The organism is Bacillus sp. SKDU12 (genome assembly GCF_010093085.1).
Taxonomy (GTDB): domain Bacteria; phylum Bacillota; class Bacilli; order Bacillales; family Bacillaceae; genus Bacillus; species Bacillus mexicanus.
The window spans coordinates 41,833-59,894 of record NZ_MSRC01000024.1; the positions used below are offsets into that span (position 1 = coordinate 41,833).

The window sequence follows — 18,062 nt, forward strand, 5'->3', positions numbered from 1 at the left end:
ACGAATAAGGGTTGCGAACTTGTTAAAACTCGCAACCCGACAAGAAACAAATTAATCCTCGATTACAATACCCATACTGCGTGCAGTACCTTCAACCATGCGCATTGCCGCTTCAACGTCTGCTGCGTTTAAGTCAGGCATTTTTGTTTCAGCGATTTCGCGTACTTTATCGCGCTTAACGGTTGCCACTTTATTACGGTTTGGTTCACCAGAACCAGACTCAATTCCAGCTGCTTTTTTAAGCAATACTGCAGCAGGCGGAGTTTTTGTAATAAATGTAAATGAACGGTCTTCGTAAACCGAAATTTCAACAGGAATGATTAAACCAGCTTGGTCAGCTGTACGAGCGTTAAACTCCTTACAGAATCCCATGATGTTAACACCGGCTTGACCAAGTGCAGGTCCAACTGGTGGTGCTGGGTTAGCTTTTCCAGCAGGAATTTGCAATTTTACAACTTTTACTACTTTTTTAGCCACGAGACACACCTCCTTAAGTCCGTGATGTGGTAATAGGGTAAACCCTCCCACTCAAGGTTTCATTCTTTATATGAATGATGAAATATCAAGCTAGTTGCCTTGGATAAGTCCAAGACGTACCTTTGCTATATTATCATTTATATATAGCGATTTCAAGTTTTTTCACATTACAATTTATCGATTTGGGTAAATTCCAGCTCAACCGGTGTTTCACGGCCGAACATATTAACGAAAACTTTGACCTTGCTTTTGTCATAATCAATCTCTTCAATTGATCCAGTAAAGTTGGCAAAAGGCCCGTCTATTACTTTCACTGTCTCTTTCAACTCAAAGTCGATATCCGTTTTGCGTTCATCCATGCCCATTCTCTTCAGAATGGTTTCCGCTTCGCCCGGAAGCAGCGCTGTCGGTTTTGAACCAGAACCGGCAGATCCTACGAATCCAGTGACGCCCGGCGTGTTGCGGACAACATACCAAGAGTCATCGGTCATGACGATTTCAACAAGCACATAACCTGGGAATACTTTCTTTTTCACGACTTTCTTCTTGCCATTTTTAATATCCGTTTCTTCTTCTTCAGGTACGACCACACGGAAAATTTTATCCTGCATACCCATTGATTCAACACGTTTTTCCAAGTTGGCTTTTACTTTATTCTCATAACCAGAGTACGTGTGAACAACATACCAATTCTTTTCCATTCTCTTCAGGACTCTCCAGTCCTTCCCTCCCCGCAATTGGTTTTTTGTGAATTACCATAATACTTCAAAAAATAGGCAGAAAACCTATGCTAACTTTCGTTTTAAGCCACAATAAAAAACCCGCTGAACGGGTTTTGGCAAGTGATATTATGATCTATTATAGCACGTATTGCTGATCATTATTCAACTATTAAACGAATTAATTGAGAAATTCCTGTGTCAAGGAGGGCAAAAAAGATAATAAAAAAGATAACTGTTGAAATCACCGTAATGGTATAACGCGTTAACTCTTTTCCTTTAGGCCAGCTTACCTTTTTCATTTCTTTCCCAACGTCTTTAAAGAATTTCATAATACGCATGTAAAAGACCTCCACAATTTAAAAGCGCAAAAACTATTTTGTTTCAAGATGGGCTGTATGTGAATTGCAAGTACTGCAGTATTTCTTTACTTCTAATCGCTCAGCCGCTGATGCAGAGCTCTTCATTGTCGTATAATTACGGTTTCCGCATGTCTTGCATGCTAACGTAATCTTTTTTCTCATGTCATTACACCTTTTTCTAAATAGACATTAGTTCTTATCCCTAGTAACATATCATAGACAGAAAAATACTGTCAATATCACTTTAAATTGCTACTACAAACTGATTTCACGAATTTCCAGGTACTTCTCCAGCTTGCGCTTCACACGCTGAAGAGCATTGTCAATCGATTTCACATGCCGGTTCAGTTCATCGGAAATCTCTTGGTAGCTTCTTCCGTCGAGATATAAAACGAGTACTTTTCTCTCTAAATCACTTAATAATTCTCCCATTTTCATTTCAATATCATCAAATTCTTCCTGGTTGATAATCATTTCTTCAGGATTTAAAGTTTTCGCTCCTGAAATGACATCAAGCAGTGTTCGGTCTGACTCTTCATCAAAAATCGGTTTATCTAATGAGACGTAGGAATTCAAAGGAATGTGTTTCTGGCGAGTAGCTGTCTTTATTGCGGTAATGATTTGGCGGGTAATACATAATTCTGCGAAAGCTTTGAATGAGGTAAGCTTGTCCTCCTTGAAGTCGCGAATAGACTTATAGAGGCCTATCATACCTTCCTGAACAATATCCTCCCTGTCCGCTCCTATTAAAAAGTAGGATCTTGCTTTTGCGCGAACAAAGTTTCGGTACTTTGTAATCAAGAAATCTAACGCATCACTGTCCCCAACATGAACCTTTTCAATGACCTGCTCGTCCTCCAACTGGCAAAACTGCTCTTTGTTGAATTTTCCCTTGTTGTTCTGTAGATTCACTCCGATCCCCCCGGCGCACGTAGATAGAAATATTATACAATATTGGGCAAAAAAGCGTCAACTTAATCTAAGTCTCCTCGTCTCCACTTTTCAAATGTTTTTAATACCTCTTCCGATAAAGCAATTTTACCCGCCGGCTTTTCGGAAGTGATTTTTCTTACCCGTCTCTCTATTCGTCTTTCAATCGCTTCTACCTCTCGCAAAAGCTCCCGGGCCGACTTCCGCAAGGCCCCCTGTCCGAAAATCGCCCACTGCTCAGTATAGTCAGAGGTCGCAACATGAATTTGAGTCGCAATATTATCCAAAGCCTGGGCAAGCTTTTCTATCCGCTCGTCAGCCGTTTCATTTTCTTTTGTAAAAATCACTTCAACTCTGTGGTTGGTCTGCTTTGTCTCAATCCCTTTTACAAGATGCGCGTCAAAAACTACGATCACCCTGTGTCCTGTATACGATTGAAATTCCGCCATTTTCTGAATCAGTACGTCTCTCGCTTCTTCAAAACTGTTCGCTTTTAAATCCTTCAGCTGCGGCCAGGCTCCAATCATGTTGTATCCGTCTACTAACAGGATATCCATGGGTTTTTATTCTCCCAGAGGGTTTCGTTTCCGGTAGACTTCATACATCAAAAGGCCAGCCGCGACAGATGCATTCAGTGAAGTTACCTTCCCAGCCATCGGGAGTTTAATGAGAAAATCACATTTTTCTTTAACGAGGCGGCCCATCCCTTTTCCTTCACTTCCAATGACTAAAGCCAAAGGCATATTGCCGTCCATATTGCGGTAATCCTCACGTGCGGATGCGTCCGTTCCGACAACCCAGATCCCCCGCTCTTTCATTTCTTCTAACGTTCGCGCCAGGTTGGTGACTCTTACGACGGGAATGTGTTCAATAGCCCCTGTTGAAGCTTTTGCCACTGTTGTTGTCAGTCCTACGGCTCTGCGCTTTGGAATCACGATGCCATGGGCGCCGACCGCATCAGCCGTTCTCATAATGGAACCGAGATTATGAGGGTCTTCAAGCTCGTCCAAAATGAGGATGAAAGGCTGTTCATTTCTTTCTTCTGCTGCTTTATATAAATCGTCCAGTTCCGCATATTCATACGCGGCAACCTGCGCCACTACGCCTTGATGCTGTCCTGTCACCATTTGATCGAGTTTTTTTCTTGGGACATACTGAATCGTGATCCCCTGCTTTTTCGCAAGCTCAATCACCTGCTGCGCTTGTCCCTTTACCGTGTTTTCCGCCATCCACAGCTTATACAGCTTACGATCTGATTTTAACGTCTCGATCACTGCATTTTTTCCTATGACGTAATCATGCTGCTCACTCATTTGTTTTCCTCCCTGACGTTCCGAATTGTATAGCTTCGGCAACGAGCTGACTAAGTCGTTCCTCTTTTTTCTCTAGAAAAAGGTAGCCCAGCAACGCTTCAAATGCCGTACTGTAGCGGTACGTCTGAACATCTGTATTTTTAGGTGTCGTTCCTGACTTGGCATTTCTGCCTCTTTTCAGCACCGCTTCCTCTTCTTCTGTAAAAAAGGATTGCTCCTGCAAAAAGAATAGGATCTGAGCCTGTGACTTTGCCGAAACGATTCGGCTTGATTTCTTATGAAGATCATTTGGTTTGGTAAAGCCCTGCTTAAGCAGGTGATGCCTGACATACACTTCAAAAATGGCATCACCTATATAAGCAAGCGCAAGTCCGTTAAGCTGCTTTGAATCTTTTATCTTTTCAAAATCAAGCATCCGCTATTCTCCCCGTTTCCAGCGAGTGCCTTGAGCCGTATCTTCAAGTATGATATTCATGCTTTTCAGCTGGTCGCGGATCTGATCTGATAATGCAAAATCACGATTTCGGCGTGCTTCGTTTCTTTTTTCGATTAGGTCTTCAATTTCTTGATCGAGAAGTTCCTGCTCGCCCAATGAAAAACCAAGGACAGACACAATGCGTTCAAACATTTCGATAAACGACGTAATCACATGATCAGCCGTATTGTCTTTCTGAAGATAATAATTGGCATGCTTTGCTAAGTCGAACAAAACAGAAATGGCATTCGCCGTATTAAAGTCATCATCCATCGCTTCTTCGAATACCTTGCGGTGCTCTTCGATTTTTTCCAGCCACTGATCGTCATCTTCCGTTAAATTTGTACTGCTGTTCAGGCGGTGCTGAAGGTTGCTGTACGCTGTTTTCAAACGGTTAAACGCGCTTTTTGTATTCTCCAGAAGCTCTTCTGAATAATTAATCGGATGACGATAATGAACAGAAAGCATAAAGAATCTCAAAAGCTGCGGATCGTGCTGTTTGATGATGTCATGCACAAGCACAAAGTTGCCAAGTGATTTTGACATTTTTTCATTATCGATATTGATATAGCCATTATGGAGCCAATACTTCGCAAATGTTTTACCTGTCAGCGCCTCAGACTGCGCAATTTCATTTTCATGATGAGGGAAGGTTAAATCCTGTCCGCCCGCATGGATATCAATTTGGTCACCCAGAAACTTTTTCACCATTGCTGAGCATTCAATATGCCAGCCCGGGCGTCCTTTTCCCCAAGGGCTATCCCAAGATATTTCGCCTTCTTTTGCCGCTTTCCACAAGGCAAAATCAAGAGCATCTTCTTTTTTCTCGCCGACTCGGATGCGTGCACCTGATCTCAATTCATCAATTGACTGCTGAGAAAGCTTTCCGTACCCCTCAAATGCTCTTGTTTTGAAATAAACGTCACCTTCTGATTCATAAGCATATCCTTTTTTCACCAGCTGATCGACGAATTCGATAATTGCATCCATGTTTTCCATCACTCGTGGGTGAAGATCAGCTTTTCGGCAGCCGAGCGCACCTACATCTTCAAAGTATGCTTTAATAAAACGCTCTGAAATGGCAGGCACATCCTCACCGAGTTCATTTGCCGCCTTAATCAATTTATCATCCACATCTGTGAAGTTAGAGACATACTGTACATCATAACCTTTATACTCCAAATAGTTTCGAACCGTGTCGTATACGATAGCCGGACGGGCGTTCCCGATGTGAATGTAATTGTAAACCGTAGGTCCGCACACGTACATTTTCACTTTTCCCTCTTCAAGAGGAATGAATGTTTCCTTCTGTCTAGTCAATGTATTGTAAAGTGTGATTGTCATTTTTGATTGATCCTTTCTTTTCTGTCTTCAAGGTCTTCAAGGTCTTCAAGCTCTGCCTTCAGTTCTAAAATCTGCTGTTCCAAAGACTTAAAGCGATCAGCAACCGGATCGGGCAAATCCTGATGATTTAAATCGCGTCTTACTTTCTTTCCATTTTGTATAACGACCCGTCCAGGAATGCCGACAACTGTTGAAAAATCAGGAACATCGTGCAACACGACTGAACCAGCGCCAACCTTTGACCCTTCACCGACAGTAATTGAACCGAGCACTTTAGCACCTGTGGCTATCAATGCGTCATCTTTAATCGTTGGGTGCCTTTTCCCCTTTTCTTTCCCCGTTCCCCCGAGGGTAACCCCCTGAAAAACGGTTACGTTATTGCCGATCTCACATGTCTCCCCAATGACAACTCCCATACCGTGATCAATGAAAAATCTTCTCCCGATTGTAGCGCCGGGGTGGATTTCAATCCCAGTAAAAAATCGGCTTGCCTGAGATATAAGGCGTGCAAGGAAATAAAATTTTCGTTTATATAAAGCATGTGCAATCCGATGCGCCCATATAGCATGTAAACCTGAATAAGTTAAAATCACTTCAAAATAGCTTCTTGCTGCAGGATCTTGATCGAACACTGTATCAATGTCTTCTTTTAGCATTCTAAAAAACACATGCTCCCCCCACTTCTCTATCTGATTTCCTCTTTCCCCAATAAAAAAAGCGCCTCTGCATGACAACATGACAGAGACGCTTTAACCGCGCGGTTCCACTCTGTTTGAAAAGCAGACTTCTGCTCTCCCAACTTCAGCCTGTAACGGCGGCGGCCGCCTTTGAATACTGGTTTCGAAAAATGTTCTTCAAAGGTCTTAAGGGCGCACTTCTAAAACCCAGCTCATGGATCTTTCTCAGCCAATGAAGATCCTTTCTGTAATGGCCTAAAGCTTTATACTCTTCCCTGTCAACAATCATTTATTTAAATATTTTTCAAGCGCTGAATCGCATTCTCTTTACCAATCAATTCAATTGATTGCGGCAGTTCCGGTCCGTGAGTTTGGCCTGTGACAGCAACTCGGATCGGCATAAACAGTTTTTTCCCTTTATGACCTGTTTCTTTTTGCACCGCTTTGATTGAAGCTTTGATGTTATCAGGAGTGAACTCCTCAAGCTCTTCAAGCTTCGCAGCGAATGTGCTGAGCACTTCAGGAACCTGCTCCTCTCCCAGAACAGCTTTTGCTTCTTGATTATACTCGATCTCTTCCGTAAAGAACAAATCAGTCAACTCAACAATTTCCGCACCATAGCTTAATTGCTCATGATACAGGGAAATCAGTTTGCGAACCCACTCTTGTTCTTCAGCAGAAAGCTCAGTGCCGACTTTGCCGGCTTTTTGCAGATGCGGAAGTGTCAGTTCAACAACCTCATCAAGATCCAGCTTCTTCACATATTGATTGTTAACCCATTTTAGCTTATGCATATCAAACAAAGCTGGTGATTTAGATAAACGGTTCACATCAAAAATGTCAATAAACTGTTCTTTTGTAAATAACTCCTCTTCACCAACCGGTGACCAGCCAAGCAGGCCGATAAAGTTGAACAGCGCTTCAGGCAAGTATCCAAGCTCTTTATACTGCTCAATGAATTGAATAATAGACTCATCCCGTTTGCTGAGCTTTTTACGGCTTTCATTTACGATCAGCGTCATATGACCAAACTGAGGAACATCCCAGCCGAATGCTTGATAGATCATAATTTGTTTCGGTGTGTTAGAAATATGATCCTCACCGCGCAACACGTGTGTCATTTTCATTAAATAGTCATCAATCGCTACCGCGAAGTTATAAGTAGGCGTTCCGTCCTTTTTCACAATAACAAAGTCGCCAATGTCATTTGATTCGAAAGTAATGTCACCTTTTACGATATCGTTGAAGGCAATAACTTTTCCTTCCGGCACGCGGAAACGAATACTTGGTTTTCTGCCTTCAGCAACAAACTTTTCCTGTTCTTCCTGAGTCAGATTTCTGTGTTTACCAGAATAACGCGGTGTTTCCCCGCGGGCAATCTGCTCTTCACGCTCTTTTTCAAGCTCTTCTTCCGTGCAGTAACATTTATAAGCAAGCCCTTTTTCAAGAAGCTCTTCATAGTACACTTTATAGATATCGTTACGCTCTGACTGACGGTATGGGCCATATTCACCACCGACATCCACACTCTCATCCCAGTCAATACCAAGCCATTTCAGATAATTCAGCTGGCTTTGTTCTCCGCCCTCAATGTTGCGCTTTTGATCAGTATCCTCCACACGAATAATAAACTTACCGTCTTGATTGCGGGCAAATAAATAATTAAAAAGCGCTGTTCTGGCATTTCCAATATGCAAATGTCCGGTTGGACTTGGTGCATAACGGACGCGTACTTCGTTTCCCATTTTCAAATACTTCCTTTCATGTCATGTATGGCCTCAGGCAAAAATGTATGAATCTATTCTACCACCAAATAGACCCAGCATCAAAGCAAGTTAACCTTTTTGTATCAGTACTGTTGCTTGAGCTGCTATTCCCTCCGCTCGACCTGTAAATCCAAGCTTTTCGGTCGTTGTAGCTTTTACATTGATTTGAGAAACATCAGCCTCAAGGCCTTCAGCGATTCTATTTCTCATATCTTCTATGTAAGGCAGCATTTTTGGCTTTTGTGCAATGATGGTGCAGTCAATGTTTCCAAGCACATAGCCCTTCTTTTTCACGATCTCCCACACATGCTGAAGTAATTTGAAAGAGTCCGCGTCCTTAAATTCCGGATCAGTATCAGGAAAATGCTTGCCGATATCGCCTTCTCCCACTGCTCCCAGACAGGCGTCAGCGATCGTATGCAGCAATACGTCTGCATCAGAGTGGCCGAGCAGCCCTTTCTCATAGGGGATTTCAATTCCGCCAATAATCAGAGGGCGGCCCTCTACTAATTGATGCACATCAAATCCTTGTCCAATTCTAAACATGTGTATTCCCACTCTCCGAATTCATGATAGCTTCAGCTGACGTTAAATCGTCTGGCGTCGTCAGCTTAATATTTGTATAGCTGCCTTCTACAACACGGACCGAAACGCCCTCCATCTGTTCAATAAGACTGGCGTCATCCGTTCCTAAAAACCCCTTATCCTCCGCCTCAGCGTGGGCTTTCATCAATAAAGACAGACGAAAAGCTTGTGGCGTTTGGACAGCCCACAAGCTAGAACGTTCAATCGTCTCACTGACTTGTAAATCTTGAACGCGTTTAATCGTATCTTTTACCGGGACAGCGAGTATTGCCGCTCCTGCCTGTTCCGCTTCAACGATCAGTTGATCAATTTGTTCATGCTTTATAAAAGGGCGGGCGCCGTCGTGAACAAGGACGATCTTTTCATGTTTCACAGCTTTCAGCCCCTTATAAACACTGTACTGTCGCTCATCTCCGCCTGCCACAAGCTCAATAGCGGTTTGAAACGGATAATTGGCCAGCAATGCCTGAAAGTGCTCCCGTTCATGCTCATTAACCACCAAAATGATTTTTTCGCAGAGCTGGTGGCTGTCAAACACTCTTAACGTGTGAATGATCACAGGGTCTCCTTTCAGCTCTATGAACAGTTTATTTCTCCCTGCCTTCATCCGTTTCCCCTGTCCGGCTGCAGGAATCACCACATCATAACTCATTGTTTTTTCTCCCTTTACAGCGCCTTCTCCAACAGCTTGGGCTTAGCAAATATCATTCGTCCCGCTGCTGTTTGCAGCACACTTGTAACGAGTACATCAATATGTTTGCCGATATAATTGCGTCCTTCTTCAACGACAATCATTGTACCGTCATCCAAGTAAGCAACTCCCTGATTATGCTCTTTCCCGTCCTTAATGACCTGAACATTCATTTCCTCGCCAGGAAGCACAACAGGCTTGACCGCATTGGCAAGGTCATTAATGTTTAATACTGCTACCTTTTGAAGCTCGCATACTTTATTTAAATTAAAATCATTTGTCACGACAACCCCGGATGTCAGCTTAGCGAGTTTGACTAGCTTGCTGTCAACCTCCTGAATATCTTCAAAGTCGCCTTCATAAATTTCAACTTCAATGTCTAACTCTTTCTGAATGCGGTTCAGGATATCCAGGCCGCGGCGTCCTCTATTTCGTTTTAATACATCTGAAGAGTCAGCGATATGCTGCAATTCTCCAAGGACAAACTGCGGAATAACGATAATCCCCTCTAAAAACCCAGTCTGACAAATATCTGCTATTCTTCCATCAATAATAACACTTGTATCTAAAATTTTCAGCTTCTTGTCCTGAACCTCAAGTTCTTCATCGGCTGTTCCTTTTTTCTTTTGCATTTTGGTAGAAATGGAAAACAGGCTGATCAATTCATCCTTTTTCTTAAAGCCCACCTGGAAACCGAGATAACCGAGGAAAAATGCTAAAAACACAGGGATGATGGTGCTGAATATGCGATAAGGTATATTGTCTAAAGGAATCACATTAACGATAAGATAAGCAATTATAAGTCCAAAAACCAAGCCAAGGCTTCCAAATAACAAATCTGGAACTGGCGCTTTTAACAATGAATCCTCTATCCATTTCACCCAGTTCACAACGTAATCTGTACCCCATATACTGATGAGAAAAAAGATAATTGCTCCTATGGCCGCAGACGTATATGCGTTTGTTAATAAAGGTATGTCCTGTATATTTAACAGTACAAACAATTCAGGTATTAAAAATATACCAACAACGCCGCCAAAGATAATGAAGAACGCCTGAACTATTCGTTTTAACATACCCCCACCTCCTTTTTTAACATTTTATTTTAATAAAGTTTTATGCATCCCACAAATATCAGAATAAACAAAAACCAACCTTAATATACCCGTATTTATAAGGTTTTAACCGAAATCATAGCTGCCTGTCTAAATAATGCTTCTCTTGCAGGCGTTTCAATCCTTTTTTGATTTTTTGGGCTCGTACTTCACCGATACCCTCAACTTCATCTAATTCTTCTGCACTCGCTTCAATAATCATTGGCAGAACTCCAAATGCTTCTACAACATTTTCAACAATCGGCATAGGAAGACGCGGTATCTTATTTAACAGCCTGTATCCTCTAGGCAATACATAATCATCAAGATTTGTAGAAGCCGGATAACCGAGCAGCTTATAAACAATGGAATCATCCAGTAAATCATAACTGGACATATCCTGCAGCTCTTTCAAGAGAACAAACGGGTCTTTAATCTTTTCTTTCACATAATCCTTAATAAATAAAGCGGCTTCTTCTTCCATATCCGTAATCAATTCAATGACTTGCAGCTTAATCAGATGCCCTTCTGTTCCCAGTTCTCTGATATACATGTTAATTTCATTTTTGATTCTCAATACCATTTCATAACGGTGCATCACCGACAGAACATCGCTGAAGGTAACAAGTTCTTCAAACTCTAAAGCATTCAGTGCATTAATGGTTTTATCCAGAATTGTTTTATATTTTTCGAGAGTTTGAATGGCTTGATTCGCTTTTGTTAAAATAAATCCTATATCTTTTAGCGTATACTTCATGCTTTCCTGATATAACGTGATCACGTTCCTTCTTTCAGAAATGGCGATCACGAGACAGCCTGTCTGCTTAGCTACTCTTTCGGCGGTACGGTGCCGCATTCCTGTTTCTGATGAAGAAATTGTAGCTTCAGGCATCAGTTGTGTATTTGCATATAGGATCTTTTGCCCAGAATCACTTAAAATAATTGCCCCGTCCATTTTAGCCAGCTCATATAAATGCGCCGGAGAAAAAGCAGTGTTAATGTGGAAACCGCCATCTACAACTTCTTTTACTTTATCATTATATCCAACAACAATCAGACCGCCTGTATTTGCTCTCAGTACATTTTCTATTCCAGCTCTGAGCGGAGTACCCGGAGCAACAAACTGCAATATAGATGACAGGTCTAACTCGTGTTTCGCCCCTTTTTTGTCTTTTTCCATCTATTATCCTCCTAATGAAGTACGAAGCGCCTCTGCAACATTTGCTACTCCGACAACCTCAATCCCTTTTGGTTTTGTCCATCCATCCAGATTTGCCGCGGGTATAATCATGCGTTTAAAACCAAGCTTAGCCGCTTCTTTCACACGCTGTTCAATTCTAGAAACCCGCCGGACTTCTCCGGTCAATCCCACTTCTCCTATAAAACAATCTGCGGGATTTGGAGGTGTATCTCTAAAGCTGGACGCGATACTGACCGCAATGGCTAGGTCAATCGCCGGTTCATCCAGCTTAACTCCGCCGGCCACTTTCAAATAAGCATCCTGATTTTGCAGCAGCAGCCCAACTCTTTTTTCTAAAACAGCCATTAACAGAGAAACCCTGTTGTGATCTATTCCTGTTGCCATACGGCGCGGATTGCCAAAACTAGTAGGCGAGATGAGCGCTTGAATTTCAACGAGAATCGGTCTTGTGCCCTCCATAGAAGCAGTGATGCTCGAGCCTGCAGATCCCGCTGAACGCTCTTCTAAGAAGATCTCTGAAGGGTTCAAAACCTCGGTGAGTCCTTCTTCCCGCATTTCAAAAATGCCCATTTCATTTGTAGAACCAAAACGGTTTTTAACAGCCCGTAAAATACGGAAAGTATGGTGGCGTTCCCCTTCAAAATATAAAACAGTGTCAACCATATGCTCTAACAGTCTCGGCCCTGCAATAGACCCTTCTTTCGTTACGTGCCCTACAATAAAAATCGGGATCCCTTTTGTTTTTGCAATTTTCATCAGCTCAGCCGTACATTCTCTAACCTGTGACACACTGCCCGGGGCCGATGTAATATCGCTCTGATAAACCGTTTGAATAGAGTCAACAACGACAAACGATGGATTCATCTCTTGTATAGCAGACGAAATATACTCCATATCGGTTTCAGATAAAACATGCAGGGAAGGATTATTAATACCGAGACGATCTGCTCGAAGTTTCGTTTGTTTGACCGATTCTTCTCCTGAAATGTATAGCACACTGTTTGATGAATCTGATAATTGAGCGGAAACCTGTAGCAATAACGTTGACTTCCCGATACCGGGATCGCCGCCGATTAAAACGAGTGAACCTTTAACAACGCCTCCGCCGAGCACTCTGTTAAACTCGCCAAGCTGGGTTTTAACCCGGGGTTCTTCTGATGTTTCGATTGATGTAATAGGTGAAGGTTTGTGTACAGTTTGAACAGAATGAGAAAATGCCGCTCTCCGATTGGCCGGCGCTTTTTTAATCATTTCTTCCACCATTGTATTCCAAGCGCCGCAGCCCGGACATTTCCCCATCCATTTTGGAGATTCGTAACCGCAGGATTGGCAGATGAATTTCGATTTTGTTTTAGCCATATATAGTGTAAGACCTCTCCCTTGTTCTATTTCTTGATATGAAAGTGAGGCATACACTTACATGCTGTATGCCTCTTTTTCACCTTATATATTAATTCGTTTTAGCAGTCGTTTTTACGACAATTTCGCCGTCTTCTACATCGAGAACAATATGCTGCCCTTTATGAATATTTCCTCTAAGAAGTTCTTCAGACAAACGATCCTCGACATGTTTTTGGATCGCTCTTCTTAGCGGACGGGCACCGTATTCCAAGTCTACTCCCTCTTCCGCGACTTTCGCTTTTGCAGCATCAGTTAATTCGATAGAGAGATCCTGTTCTTTCAGGCGTTTCGTTAATTGATCAGACATTAATGACACGATTTCAGTGAGATGTTTCTTCTCAAGTGAATGGAAGACAATGATTTCATCAATCCGGTTAATAAACTCAGGTCTGAATGCGCGCTTCAATTCACCCATCACTTTATCTTTCATGTCCTTATGATTTTGCGTCTCATCTTGAACATTAAAGCCCACATATTTATTGCGTTTCAGCTCACTTGCACCGACATTTGACGTCATAATCAGAATCGTATTGCGGAAATCAACTGTACGTCCTTTAGAATCAGTCAATCGCCCGTCTTCAAGAACTTGCAGAAGGATATTGAAGACATCAGGGTGCGCTTTCTCAATCTCATCAAGAAGCACAACAGAGTAAGGTTTTCTTCTGACTTTCTCTGTTAATTGACCGCCTTCATCGTATCCTACATATCCCGGAGGTGAACCGACAAGTCTTGAAGTTGAGTGTTTTTCCATGTATTCAGACATATCGATTCGGATCATCGCTTCTTCATCGCCGAAAATGGATTCAGCAAGTGCTCGCGCAAGTTCTGTTTTACCTACACCTGTAGGGCCTAAGAAAATGAATGAGCCGATTGGACGTTTAGGGTCTTTCAATCCTGCTCTTGCACGTCTGACTGCTTTTGCAACAGCTACAACTGCTTCATCCTGACCGATGACACGGGAGTGAAGAATGCTTTCCATATTGAGAAGCTTATCGGTTTCAGTTTGCGCGATTTTAGATACAGGCACTCCAGTCCAGCTGGAAACAACCATCGCAATATCGTCAACAGTAACCTCAGAGTTCTCCTGCCCTTGCTTCTCTTTCCATGATTTCTTCGTATCTTCTACTTGTTCGCGCAGGCGCTGCTCCGTATCTCGCAGAGAAGCTGCTTTTTCAAATTCTTGGCTTTGCACTGCCGCATCCTTCTCTTTACGAACCTCATCAAGCTTCTGTTCAAGTTCTTTTAAATTAGGAGGCGTTGTGAATGAGCGCAATCTCACCTTTGAACCCGCTTCATCAATTAAATCAATTGCTTTATCCGGAAGGAAACGGTCAGAAATGTATCTGTCAGAAAGCTTAACCGCAGCTTCAATGGCATCATCTGTGATTGATACACGGTGGTGAGCTTCATATCGATCACGCAAGCCCTTTAAAATTTGAATACTTTCATCTGCAGATGGCTGATCAACCTGAATCGGCTGAAAACGGCGTTCCAACGCTGCATCTTTTTCAATATATTTGCGGTACTCATCAAGAGTCGTCGCGCCAATACATTGAAGTTCACCGCGAGCAAGTGAAGGTTTTAGAATGTTAGATGCATCAATCGCACCTTCTGCTCCGCCCGCTCCGATTAATGTATGAAGTTCATCAATAAATAGAATGATGTTTCCTGCCTGGCGAATTTCATCCATCACTTTTTTCAGACGATCCTCAAATTCACCGCGGTATTTCGTACCCGCTACAACCGTTCCCATGTCTAAGGTCATCACGCGTTTATCACGCAAAATTTCAGGAACCTCGTTATTGATAATTTGCTGTGCCAGGCCTTCTGCGATAGCCGTTTTACCTACACCTGGTTCACCAATGAGAACAGGGTTGTTTTTCGTCCTGCGGCTTAACACTTCGATCACACGCTGGATTTCTTGGCTTCTGCCGATGACAGGGTCAAGACTGTCTTCCTTTGCAATAGCAGTTAAGTCTCTTGCCAAGCTGTCAAGTGTAGGGGTATTGGCATTGCTGTTTGTTCCTGTCGCTGATGATCCTGTTTCATTGCTTCCAAGAAGCTGGAGCACCTGCTGTCTTGCTTTATTTAAACTGACACCGAGGTTATTCAGGACTCTTGCAGCAACACCTTCACCTTCGCGAATCAGACCAAGAAGAATATGCTCTGTTCCAACGTAAGAATGACCGAGTTTTCTTGCCTCATCCATTGAAAGCTCAATGACCTTCTTAGCTCTGGGAGTATAATGAATCGTTTGAGACATTTCTTGCCCGCGTCCAATCAAACTTTCAACTTCTTTTTGAATTTTATCTGAACCAAGTCCAAGTGCTTGAAGAGCTTTAGCTGCAATCCCTTCTCCTTCTCGTACCAGTCCTAATAAAATATGCTCAGTGCCAATGTTATTATGACCTAAACGAAGTGCTTCTTCCTGTGCAAGCGCCAATACTTTTTGAGCTCGTTCTGTAAATCTTCCAAACATCATATCGATTCATCCTCCTGTCTTTTCCCGTTCATTTCTAAGTGAAGCCGTTCTCTGATGAGAGCTGCTCTTCTAATGTCCCTTTCATTCGGACGCAAAGCGCCTCCCGAGTACTGCTGTAAAAAACCTGGCTGTGTTAAAATCATTAGTTCATTAAGTATGTTGCTTGAAAGTCCTTTAATAATGCCTAAATCAATACCCAGCCGGACATCGGAAAGGCACTTAGCAGTTTCTTTCGATTCTATCATCCGGCAATTGGACAAGACCCCATAAGACCGATACACCTTATCCTCCAGTTCAATTTTAGAGGTTTGATAAAGTGCTTTTCGGGCAGAGCGTTCTTGTTCAATCAGATGGGCAGCAACACTGTTAAGGTCATCCACAATATCCTGCTCTGACTTACCCAGCGTGATCTGATTTGAAATTTGAAAGATATTCCCTACTGCTTCGCTGCCTTCCCCGTAAATTCCTCTAACAACCAAGCCTAATTGATTAATCGCCGGTATAATTCGATTTATTTGCCTAGTTAAAACCAAGGCCGGCAAATGCATCATGACTGAAGCCCTTAAACCTGTACCTACATTTGTAGGGCAGCTGGTTAAGTATCCTCGTTGCTCATGAAATGCATAATCAACTTTTTCTTCAATCCAGTCATCGACCTGATTTGCGGCTTTCATTGCCTCTACAAGCTGAAACCCAGGAAAAAGACATTGAATTCTAATATGATCCTCTTCATTTAACATAACGCTTACTTCCTCATTTTCAGAAAGCAAACAGCCGCCAAAAGGAGACTCTGTCAGATTTGGACTAATTAAATGTTTTTCAACAAGCACACGCTTTTCTAAAGACTGTGCATCATTCATTCTAATCAAAACAAACTTTCCGATTCCGGGAATTTCTTGTTCTGAAAACTGATCTTCAAATTGCTGTATGATGGATGAGGCTTCTTCATTAGAATACCGCGTAGGGAACCGAATATGTTCAAAGTTCCTTGCTAAACGTATGCGGCTGCTGAGTACAATGTCACTTTCAGGTCCTTTTTGCTTCATCCAACTGCTTAGTGCGTCCTGAATAAAATGCTTGAGCGACATTACCCCTGTTCCTCCTCACTATCTTTACTTTTGATTGTTTGTTCTAATGATCGAATTTGATCTCTCACACGGGCTGCATGTTCAAACTCTTCTTGATGGATTAAGGATTCTAATTCTTTCTTCAGCATGTCAATCTGCCGTCTCACATGGAGATTGCCGCCTATACGTTTCGGTATTTTCCCAGCATGCACAGTGTTTCCGCTATGCACTTTACGTAAGATAGGTGTAATGTTGCTATGAAATGATTTATAACATTCAGAACATCCAAAACGGCCGATTTTTCTAAATTGCTGAAAAGTCATTCCGCATTTTGGACAAGCTGATATTTGCTCCGAGTGACTGAACATTTGAGTTCCTGCCTTCTGAAATGAGGAATCCATATTCAGCAAACCCGAAAGTAAATTATGAATAGAGAAACCTTGATTTGCACTTATGCCATATGAATCACTATTTTCTTTGGCACATTGTTCACAAATATGAACTTCTATTTTTTCTCCGTTAACAACCTTTGTAAAGTGAAAAGTGGCTGGTCTCTCGTGGCACTCTTGACAAATCAATCTTTTCACCCGCTTATTTTAGTTTTAAAGAAGTCAGCATAGCCTTCATCATTCTCGCCCTTAATTCATCACGTTCAGGCAAGTCAATGTGTAAAACCGAACGGTCCATTACGCTGATCATCATTTTTGCTTCTCTTCCTGAAATCACCTTATCTTCTAATAGCCTTAAAATAATGTCATCAGAGGCGGCTTGAGACAAATGGGTACTTATTTGAGAAATAATATTATTGATCAGGACAACTTCACTGTTCATTTTAATTTTAATGATTCTGATGTAACCGCCGCCCCCGCGCTTACTTTCAACAATATATCCTCTTTCGCTTGTGAATCTGGTGTTGATGACATAATTGATTTGGGAAGGAACGCATTGAAATTTATCTGCAATTTCACTTCGTTTAATTTCTAAAATTTCCTTGCCGTTCTGATCTAACACTCGTTTTAAATATTGTTCTATGATGTCAGAAATATTATGTCCCACTCAACCTCCTCCTTTACTGACTTTGACTATATTTGACTTTAACCTTACTATAAGGCGTTTCACAAGAATTTTCAACTTTCTCGCTCTATCCTTTATTATTTCCATTTTCTCAGTCCATAAAACCTGATTGCTACTTTAAAATTCAGTGTAAAGTTATTATATTATACAATTAAAAGGAACTTTATGATACTAATAAACCAGAATACAAAAAAGGCAGCTCAGATGAGCTGCCCTTTTTCAAATTGCTTGGCGGCGTCCTACTCTCACAGGGGGAAACCCCCGACTACCATCGGCGCTGAAGAGCTTAACTTCCGTGTTCGGCATGGGAACGGGTGTGACCTCTTCGCTATCGCCACCAAACAAAATGAGAGATGTTCTCTCAAAACTAGATAACAGATGTAACATCATTCAAATGTGGTTAA

At 42.1% G+C, this 18,062-nt stretch carries 20 protein-coding genes, 1 rRNA gene and 1 other annotated feature; all 21 genes read right to left on the reverse strand.

The window, feature by feature from the left end; translation table 11 throughout:
* Window positions 1–51: 51 nt before the first annotated feature.
* Window positions 52–477: a 50S ribosomal protein L11 gene (gene rplK / locus BTW01_RS18025; RefSeq protein ID WP_003156430.1), complete on the reverse strand. Its 426-nt coding sequence runs from the start codon at window positions 475–477 to the stop codon at window positions 52–54.
* A gap of 167 nt (window positions 478–644) precedes the next feature.
* A complete protein-coding gene (gene nusG / locus BTW01_RS18030; RefSeq protein WP_010332761.1) occupies window positions 645–1,178 on the reverse strand; it encodes a transcription termination/antitermination protein NusG in 534 nt (177 codons plus the stop codon).
* A 179-nt stretch (window positions 1,179–1,357) separates the two neighbouring features.
* Window positions 1,358–1,537: a preprotein translocase subunit SecE gene (secE, locus tag BTW01_RS18035; RefSeq protein ID WP_072182892.1), complete on the reverse strand. Its 180-nt coding sequence runs from the start codon at window positions 1,535–1,537 to the stop codon at window positions 1,358–1,360.
* Window positions 1,538–1,570: 33 nt separating this feature from the next.
* The gene (rpmG, locus tag BTW01_RS18040; protein WP_003156421.1) at window positions 1,571–1,720 is read right to left on the reverse strand and encodes a 50S ribosomal protein L33; all 150 of its coding nucleotides are present in this window, start codon (window positions 1,718–1,720) and stop codon (window positions 1,571–1,573) included.
* A gap of 93 nt (window positions 1,721–1,813) precedes the next feature.
* Window positions 1,814–2,470 (reverse strand): RNA polymerase sporulation sigma factor SigH, encoded by a 657-nt coding sequence (sigH, locus tag BTW01_RS18045; RefSeq protein ID WP_162104332.1) that lies wholly within the window; start codon window positions 2,468–2,470, stop codon window positions 1,814–1,816.
* Window positions 2,471–2,532: 62 nt separating this feature from the next.
* Window positions 2,533–3,045, reverse strand: a complete 513-nt coding sequence (gene rae1, locus BTW01_RS18050) for a ribosome-dependent mRNA decay endonuclease Rae1/YacP (protein WP_162104333.1) — start codon at window positions 3,043–3,045, stop codon at window positions 2,533–2,535.
* Window positions 3,046–3,051: 6 nt separating this feature from the next.
* On the reverse strand, window positions 3,052–3,801 hold the full coding sequence (gene rlmB / locus BTW01_RS18055) for a 23S rRNA (guanosine(2251)-2'-O)-methyltransferase RlmB (protein WP_162104334.1): 750 nt from the start codon (window positions 3,799–3,801) through the stop codon (window positions 3,052–3,054).
* Window positions 3,794–4,216 carry a mini-ribonuclease 3 gene (locus BTW01_RS18060; protein WP_162104335.1) on the reverse strand — a complete coding sequence of 141 codons (423 nt, stop codon included), beginning with the start codon at window positions 4,214–4,216 and terminating at the stop codon, window positions 3,794–3,796. The genes rlmB and BTW01_RS18060 overlap by 8 nt, the downstream gene beginning before the upstream one ends.
* A gap of 3 nt (window positions 4,217–4,219) precedes the next feature.
* On the reverse strand, window positions 4,220–5,620 hold the full coding sequence (gene cysS / locus BTW01_RS18065; protein ID WP_162104336.1) for a cysteine--tRNA ligase: 1,401 nt from the start codon (window positions 5,618–5,620) through the stop codon (window positions 4,220–4,222).
* The gene (gene cysE, locus BTW01_RS18070) at window positions 5,617–6,288 is read right to left on the reverse strand and encodes a serine O-acetyltransferase (protein ID WP_162104337.1); all 672 of its coding nucleotides are present in this window, start codon (window positions 6,286–6,288) and stop codon (window positions 5,617–5,619) included. The genes cysS and cysE overlap by 4 nt, the downstream gene beginning before the upstream one ends.
* A gap of 69 nt (window positions 6,289–6,357) precedes the next feature.
* Window positions 6,358–6,588: a binding site (T-box leader), on the reverse strand.
* 2 nt (window positions 6,589–6,590) lie between these two features.
* Window positions 6,591–8,042 carry a glutamate--tRNA ligase gene (gene gltX, locus BTW01_RS18075; RefSeq protein ID WP_162104338.1) on the reverse strand — a complete coding sequence of 484 codons (1,452 nt, stop codon included), beginning with the start codon at window positions 8,040–8,042 and terminating at the stop codon, window positions 6,591–6,593.
* Between the two features lie 90 nt (window positions 8,043–8,132).
* Window positions 8,133–8,609: a 2-C-methyl-D-erythritol 2,4-cyclodiphosphate synthase gene (gene ispF, locus BTW01_RS18080; protein ID WP_162104339.1), complete on the reverse strand. Its 477-nt coding sequence runs from the start codon at window positions 8,607–8,609 to the stop codon at window positions 8,133–8,135.
* Window positions 8,602–9,300, reverse strand: coding sequence for a 2-C-methyl-D-erythritol 4-phosphate cytidylyltransferase (ispD, locus tag BTW01_RS18085; RefSeq protein WP_162104340.1), 699 nt, complete (start codon window positions 9,298–9,300; stop codon window positions 8,602–8,604). The genes ispF and ispD overlap by 8 nt, the downstream gene beginning before the upstream one ends.
* A gap of 14 nt (window positions 9,301–9,314) precedes the next feature.
* Entirely contained in the window at window positions 9,315–10,415 is a 1,101-nt protein-coding gene (locus BTW01_RS18090) for a PIN/TRAM domain-containing protein (RefSeq protein WP_162104341.1), read from the reverse strand.
* 115 nt (window positions 10,416–10,530) lie between these two features.
* Window positions 10,531–11,613 (reverse strand): DNA integrity scanning diadenylate cyclase DisA, encoded by a 1,083-nt coding sequence (gene disA / locus BTW01_RS18095; RefSeq protein WP_162104342.1) that lies wholly within the window; start codon window positions 11,611–11,613, stop codon window positions 10,531–10,533.
* 3 nt (window positions 11,614–11,616) lie between these two features.
* A complete protein-coding gene (radA, locus tag BTW01_RS18100; protein WP_162104343.1) occupies window positions 11,617–12,993 on the reverse strand; it encodes a DNA repair protein RadA in 1,377 nt (458 codons plus the stop codon).
* Between the two features lie 91 nt (window positions 12,994–13,084).
* Window positions 13,085–15,517 carry an ATP-dependent protease ATP-binding subunit ClpC gene (gene clpC, locus BTW01_RS18105; RefSeq protein WP_162104344.1) on the reverse strand — a complete coding sequence of 811 codons (2,433 nt, stop codon included), beginning with the start codon at window positions 15,515–15,517 and terminating at the stop codon, window positions 13,085–13,087.
* Window positions 15,514–16,605 (reverse strand): protein arginine kinase, encoded by a 1,092-nt coding sequence (locus tag BTW01_RS18110; RefSeq protein WP_162104345.1) that lies wholly within the window; start codon window positions 16,603–16,605, stop codon window positions 15,514–15,516. The genes clpC and BTW01_RS18110 overlap by 4 nt, the downstream gene beginning before the upstream one ends.
* On the reverse strand, window positions 16,605–17,162 hold the full coding sequence (mcsA, locus tag BTW01_RS18115) for a protein-arginine kinase activator protein McsA (RefSeq protein WP_162104346.1): 558 nt from the start codon (window positions 17,160–17,162) through the stop codon (window positions 16,605–16,607). Before mcsA ends, BTW01_RS18110 begins: the two co-directional genes overlap by 1 nt.
* Window positions 17,163–17,175: 13 nt before the next feature.
* Window positions 17,176–17,640: a transcriptional regulator CtsR gene (gene ctsR / locus BTW01_RS18120; protein ID WP_162104347.1), complete on the reverse strand. Its 465-nt coding sequence runs from the start codon at window positions 17,638–17,640 to the stop codon at window positions 17,176–17,178.
* A gap of 244 nt (window positions 17,641–17,884) precedes the next feature.
* Window positions 17,885–18,000, reverse strand: a 5S ribosomal RNA gene (gene rrf / locus BTW01_RS18125).
* Window positions 18,001–18,062 lie beyond the last annotated feature (62 nt).

Bases quoted from the DNA above. Each gene is read 5' to 3' on its own strand.
- radA (WP_162104343.1), bottom strand. From the start codon at position 12,993: ATGGCTAAAACAAAATCGAAATTCATCTGCCAATCCTGCGGTTACGAA.
- rlmB (WP_162104334.1), bottom strand. From the start codon at position 3,801: ATGAGTGAGCAGCATGATTACGTCATAGGAAAAAATGCAGTGATCGAG.
- rpmG (WP_003156421.1), bottom strand. From the start codon at position 1,720: ATGAGAAAAAAGATTACGTTAGCATGCAAGACATGCGGAAACCGTAAT.
- disA (WP_162104342.1), bottom strand. From the start codon at position 11,613: ATGGAAAAAGACAAAAAAGGGGCGAAACACGAGTTAGACCTGTCATCT.
- ispF (WP_162104339.1), bottom strand. From the start codon at position 8,609: ATGTTTAGAATTGGACAAGGATTTGATGTGCATCAATTAGTAGAGGGC.
- gltX (WP_162104338.1), bottom strand. From the start codon at position 8,042: ATGGGAAACGAAGTACGCGTCCGTTATGCACCAAGTCCAACCGGACAT.
- BTW01_RS18090 (WP_162104341.1), bottom strand. From the start codon at position 10,415: ATGTTAAAACGAATAGTTCAGGCGTTCTTCATTATCTTTGGCGGCGTT.
- cysS (WP_162104336.1), bottom strand. From the start codon at position 5,620: ATGACAATCACACTTTACAATACATTGACTAGACAGAAGGAAACATTC.
- secE (WP_072182892.1), bottom strand. From the start codon at position 1,537: ATGCGTATTATGAAATTCTTTAAAGACGTTGGGAAAGAAATGAAAAAG.
- clpC (WP_162104344.1), bottom strand. From the start codon at position 15,517: ATGATGTTTGGAAGATTTACAGAACGAGCTCAAAAAGTATTGGCGCTT.
- ispD (WP_162104340.1), bottom strand. From the start codon at position 9,300: ATGAGTTATGATGTGGTGATTCCTGCAGCCGGACAGGGGAAACGGATG.
- nusG (WP_010332761.1), bottom strand. From the start codon at position 1,178: ATGGAAAAGAATTGGTATGTTGTTCACACGTACTCTGGTTATGAGAAT.
- BTW01_RS18110 (WP_162104345.1), bottom strand. From the start codon at position 16,605: ATGTCGCTCAAGCATTTTATTCAGGACGCACTAAGCAGTTGGATGAAG.
- rae1 (WP_162104333.1), bottom strand. From the start codon at position 3,045: ATGGATATCCTGTTAGTAGACGGATACAACATGATTGGAGCCTGGCCG.
- BTW01_RS18060 (WP_162104335.1), bottom strand. From the start codon at position 4,216: ATGCTTGATTTTGAAAAGATAAAAGATTCAAAGCAGCTTAACGGACTT.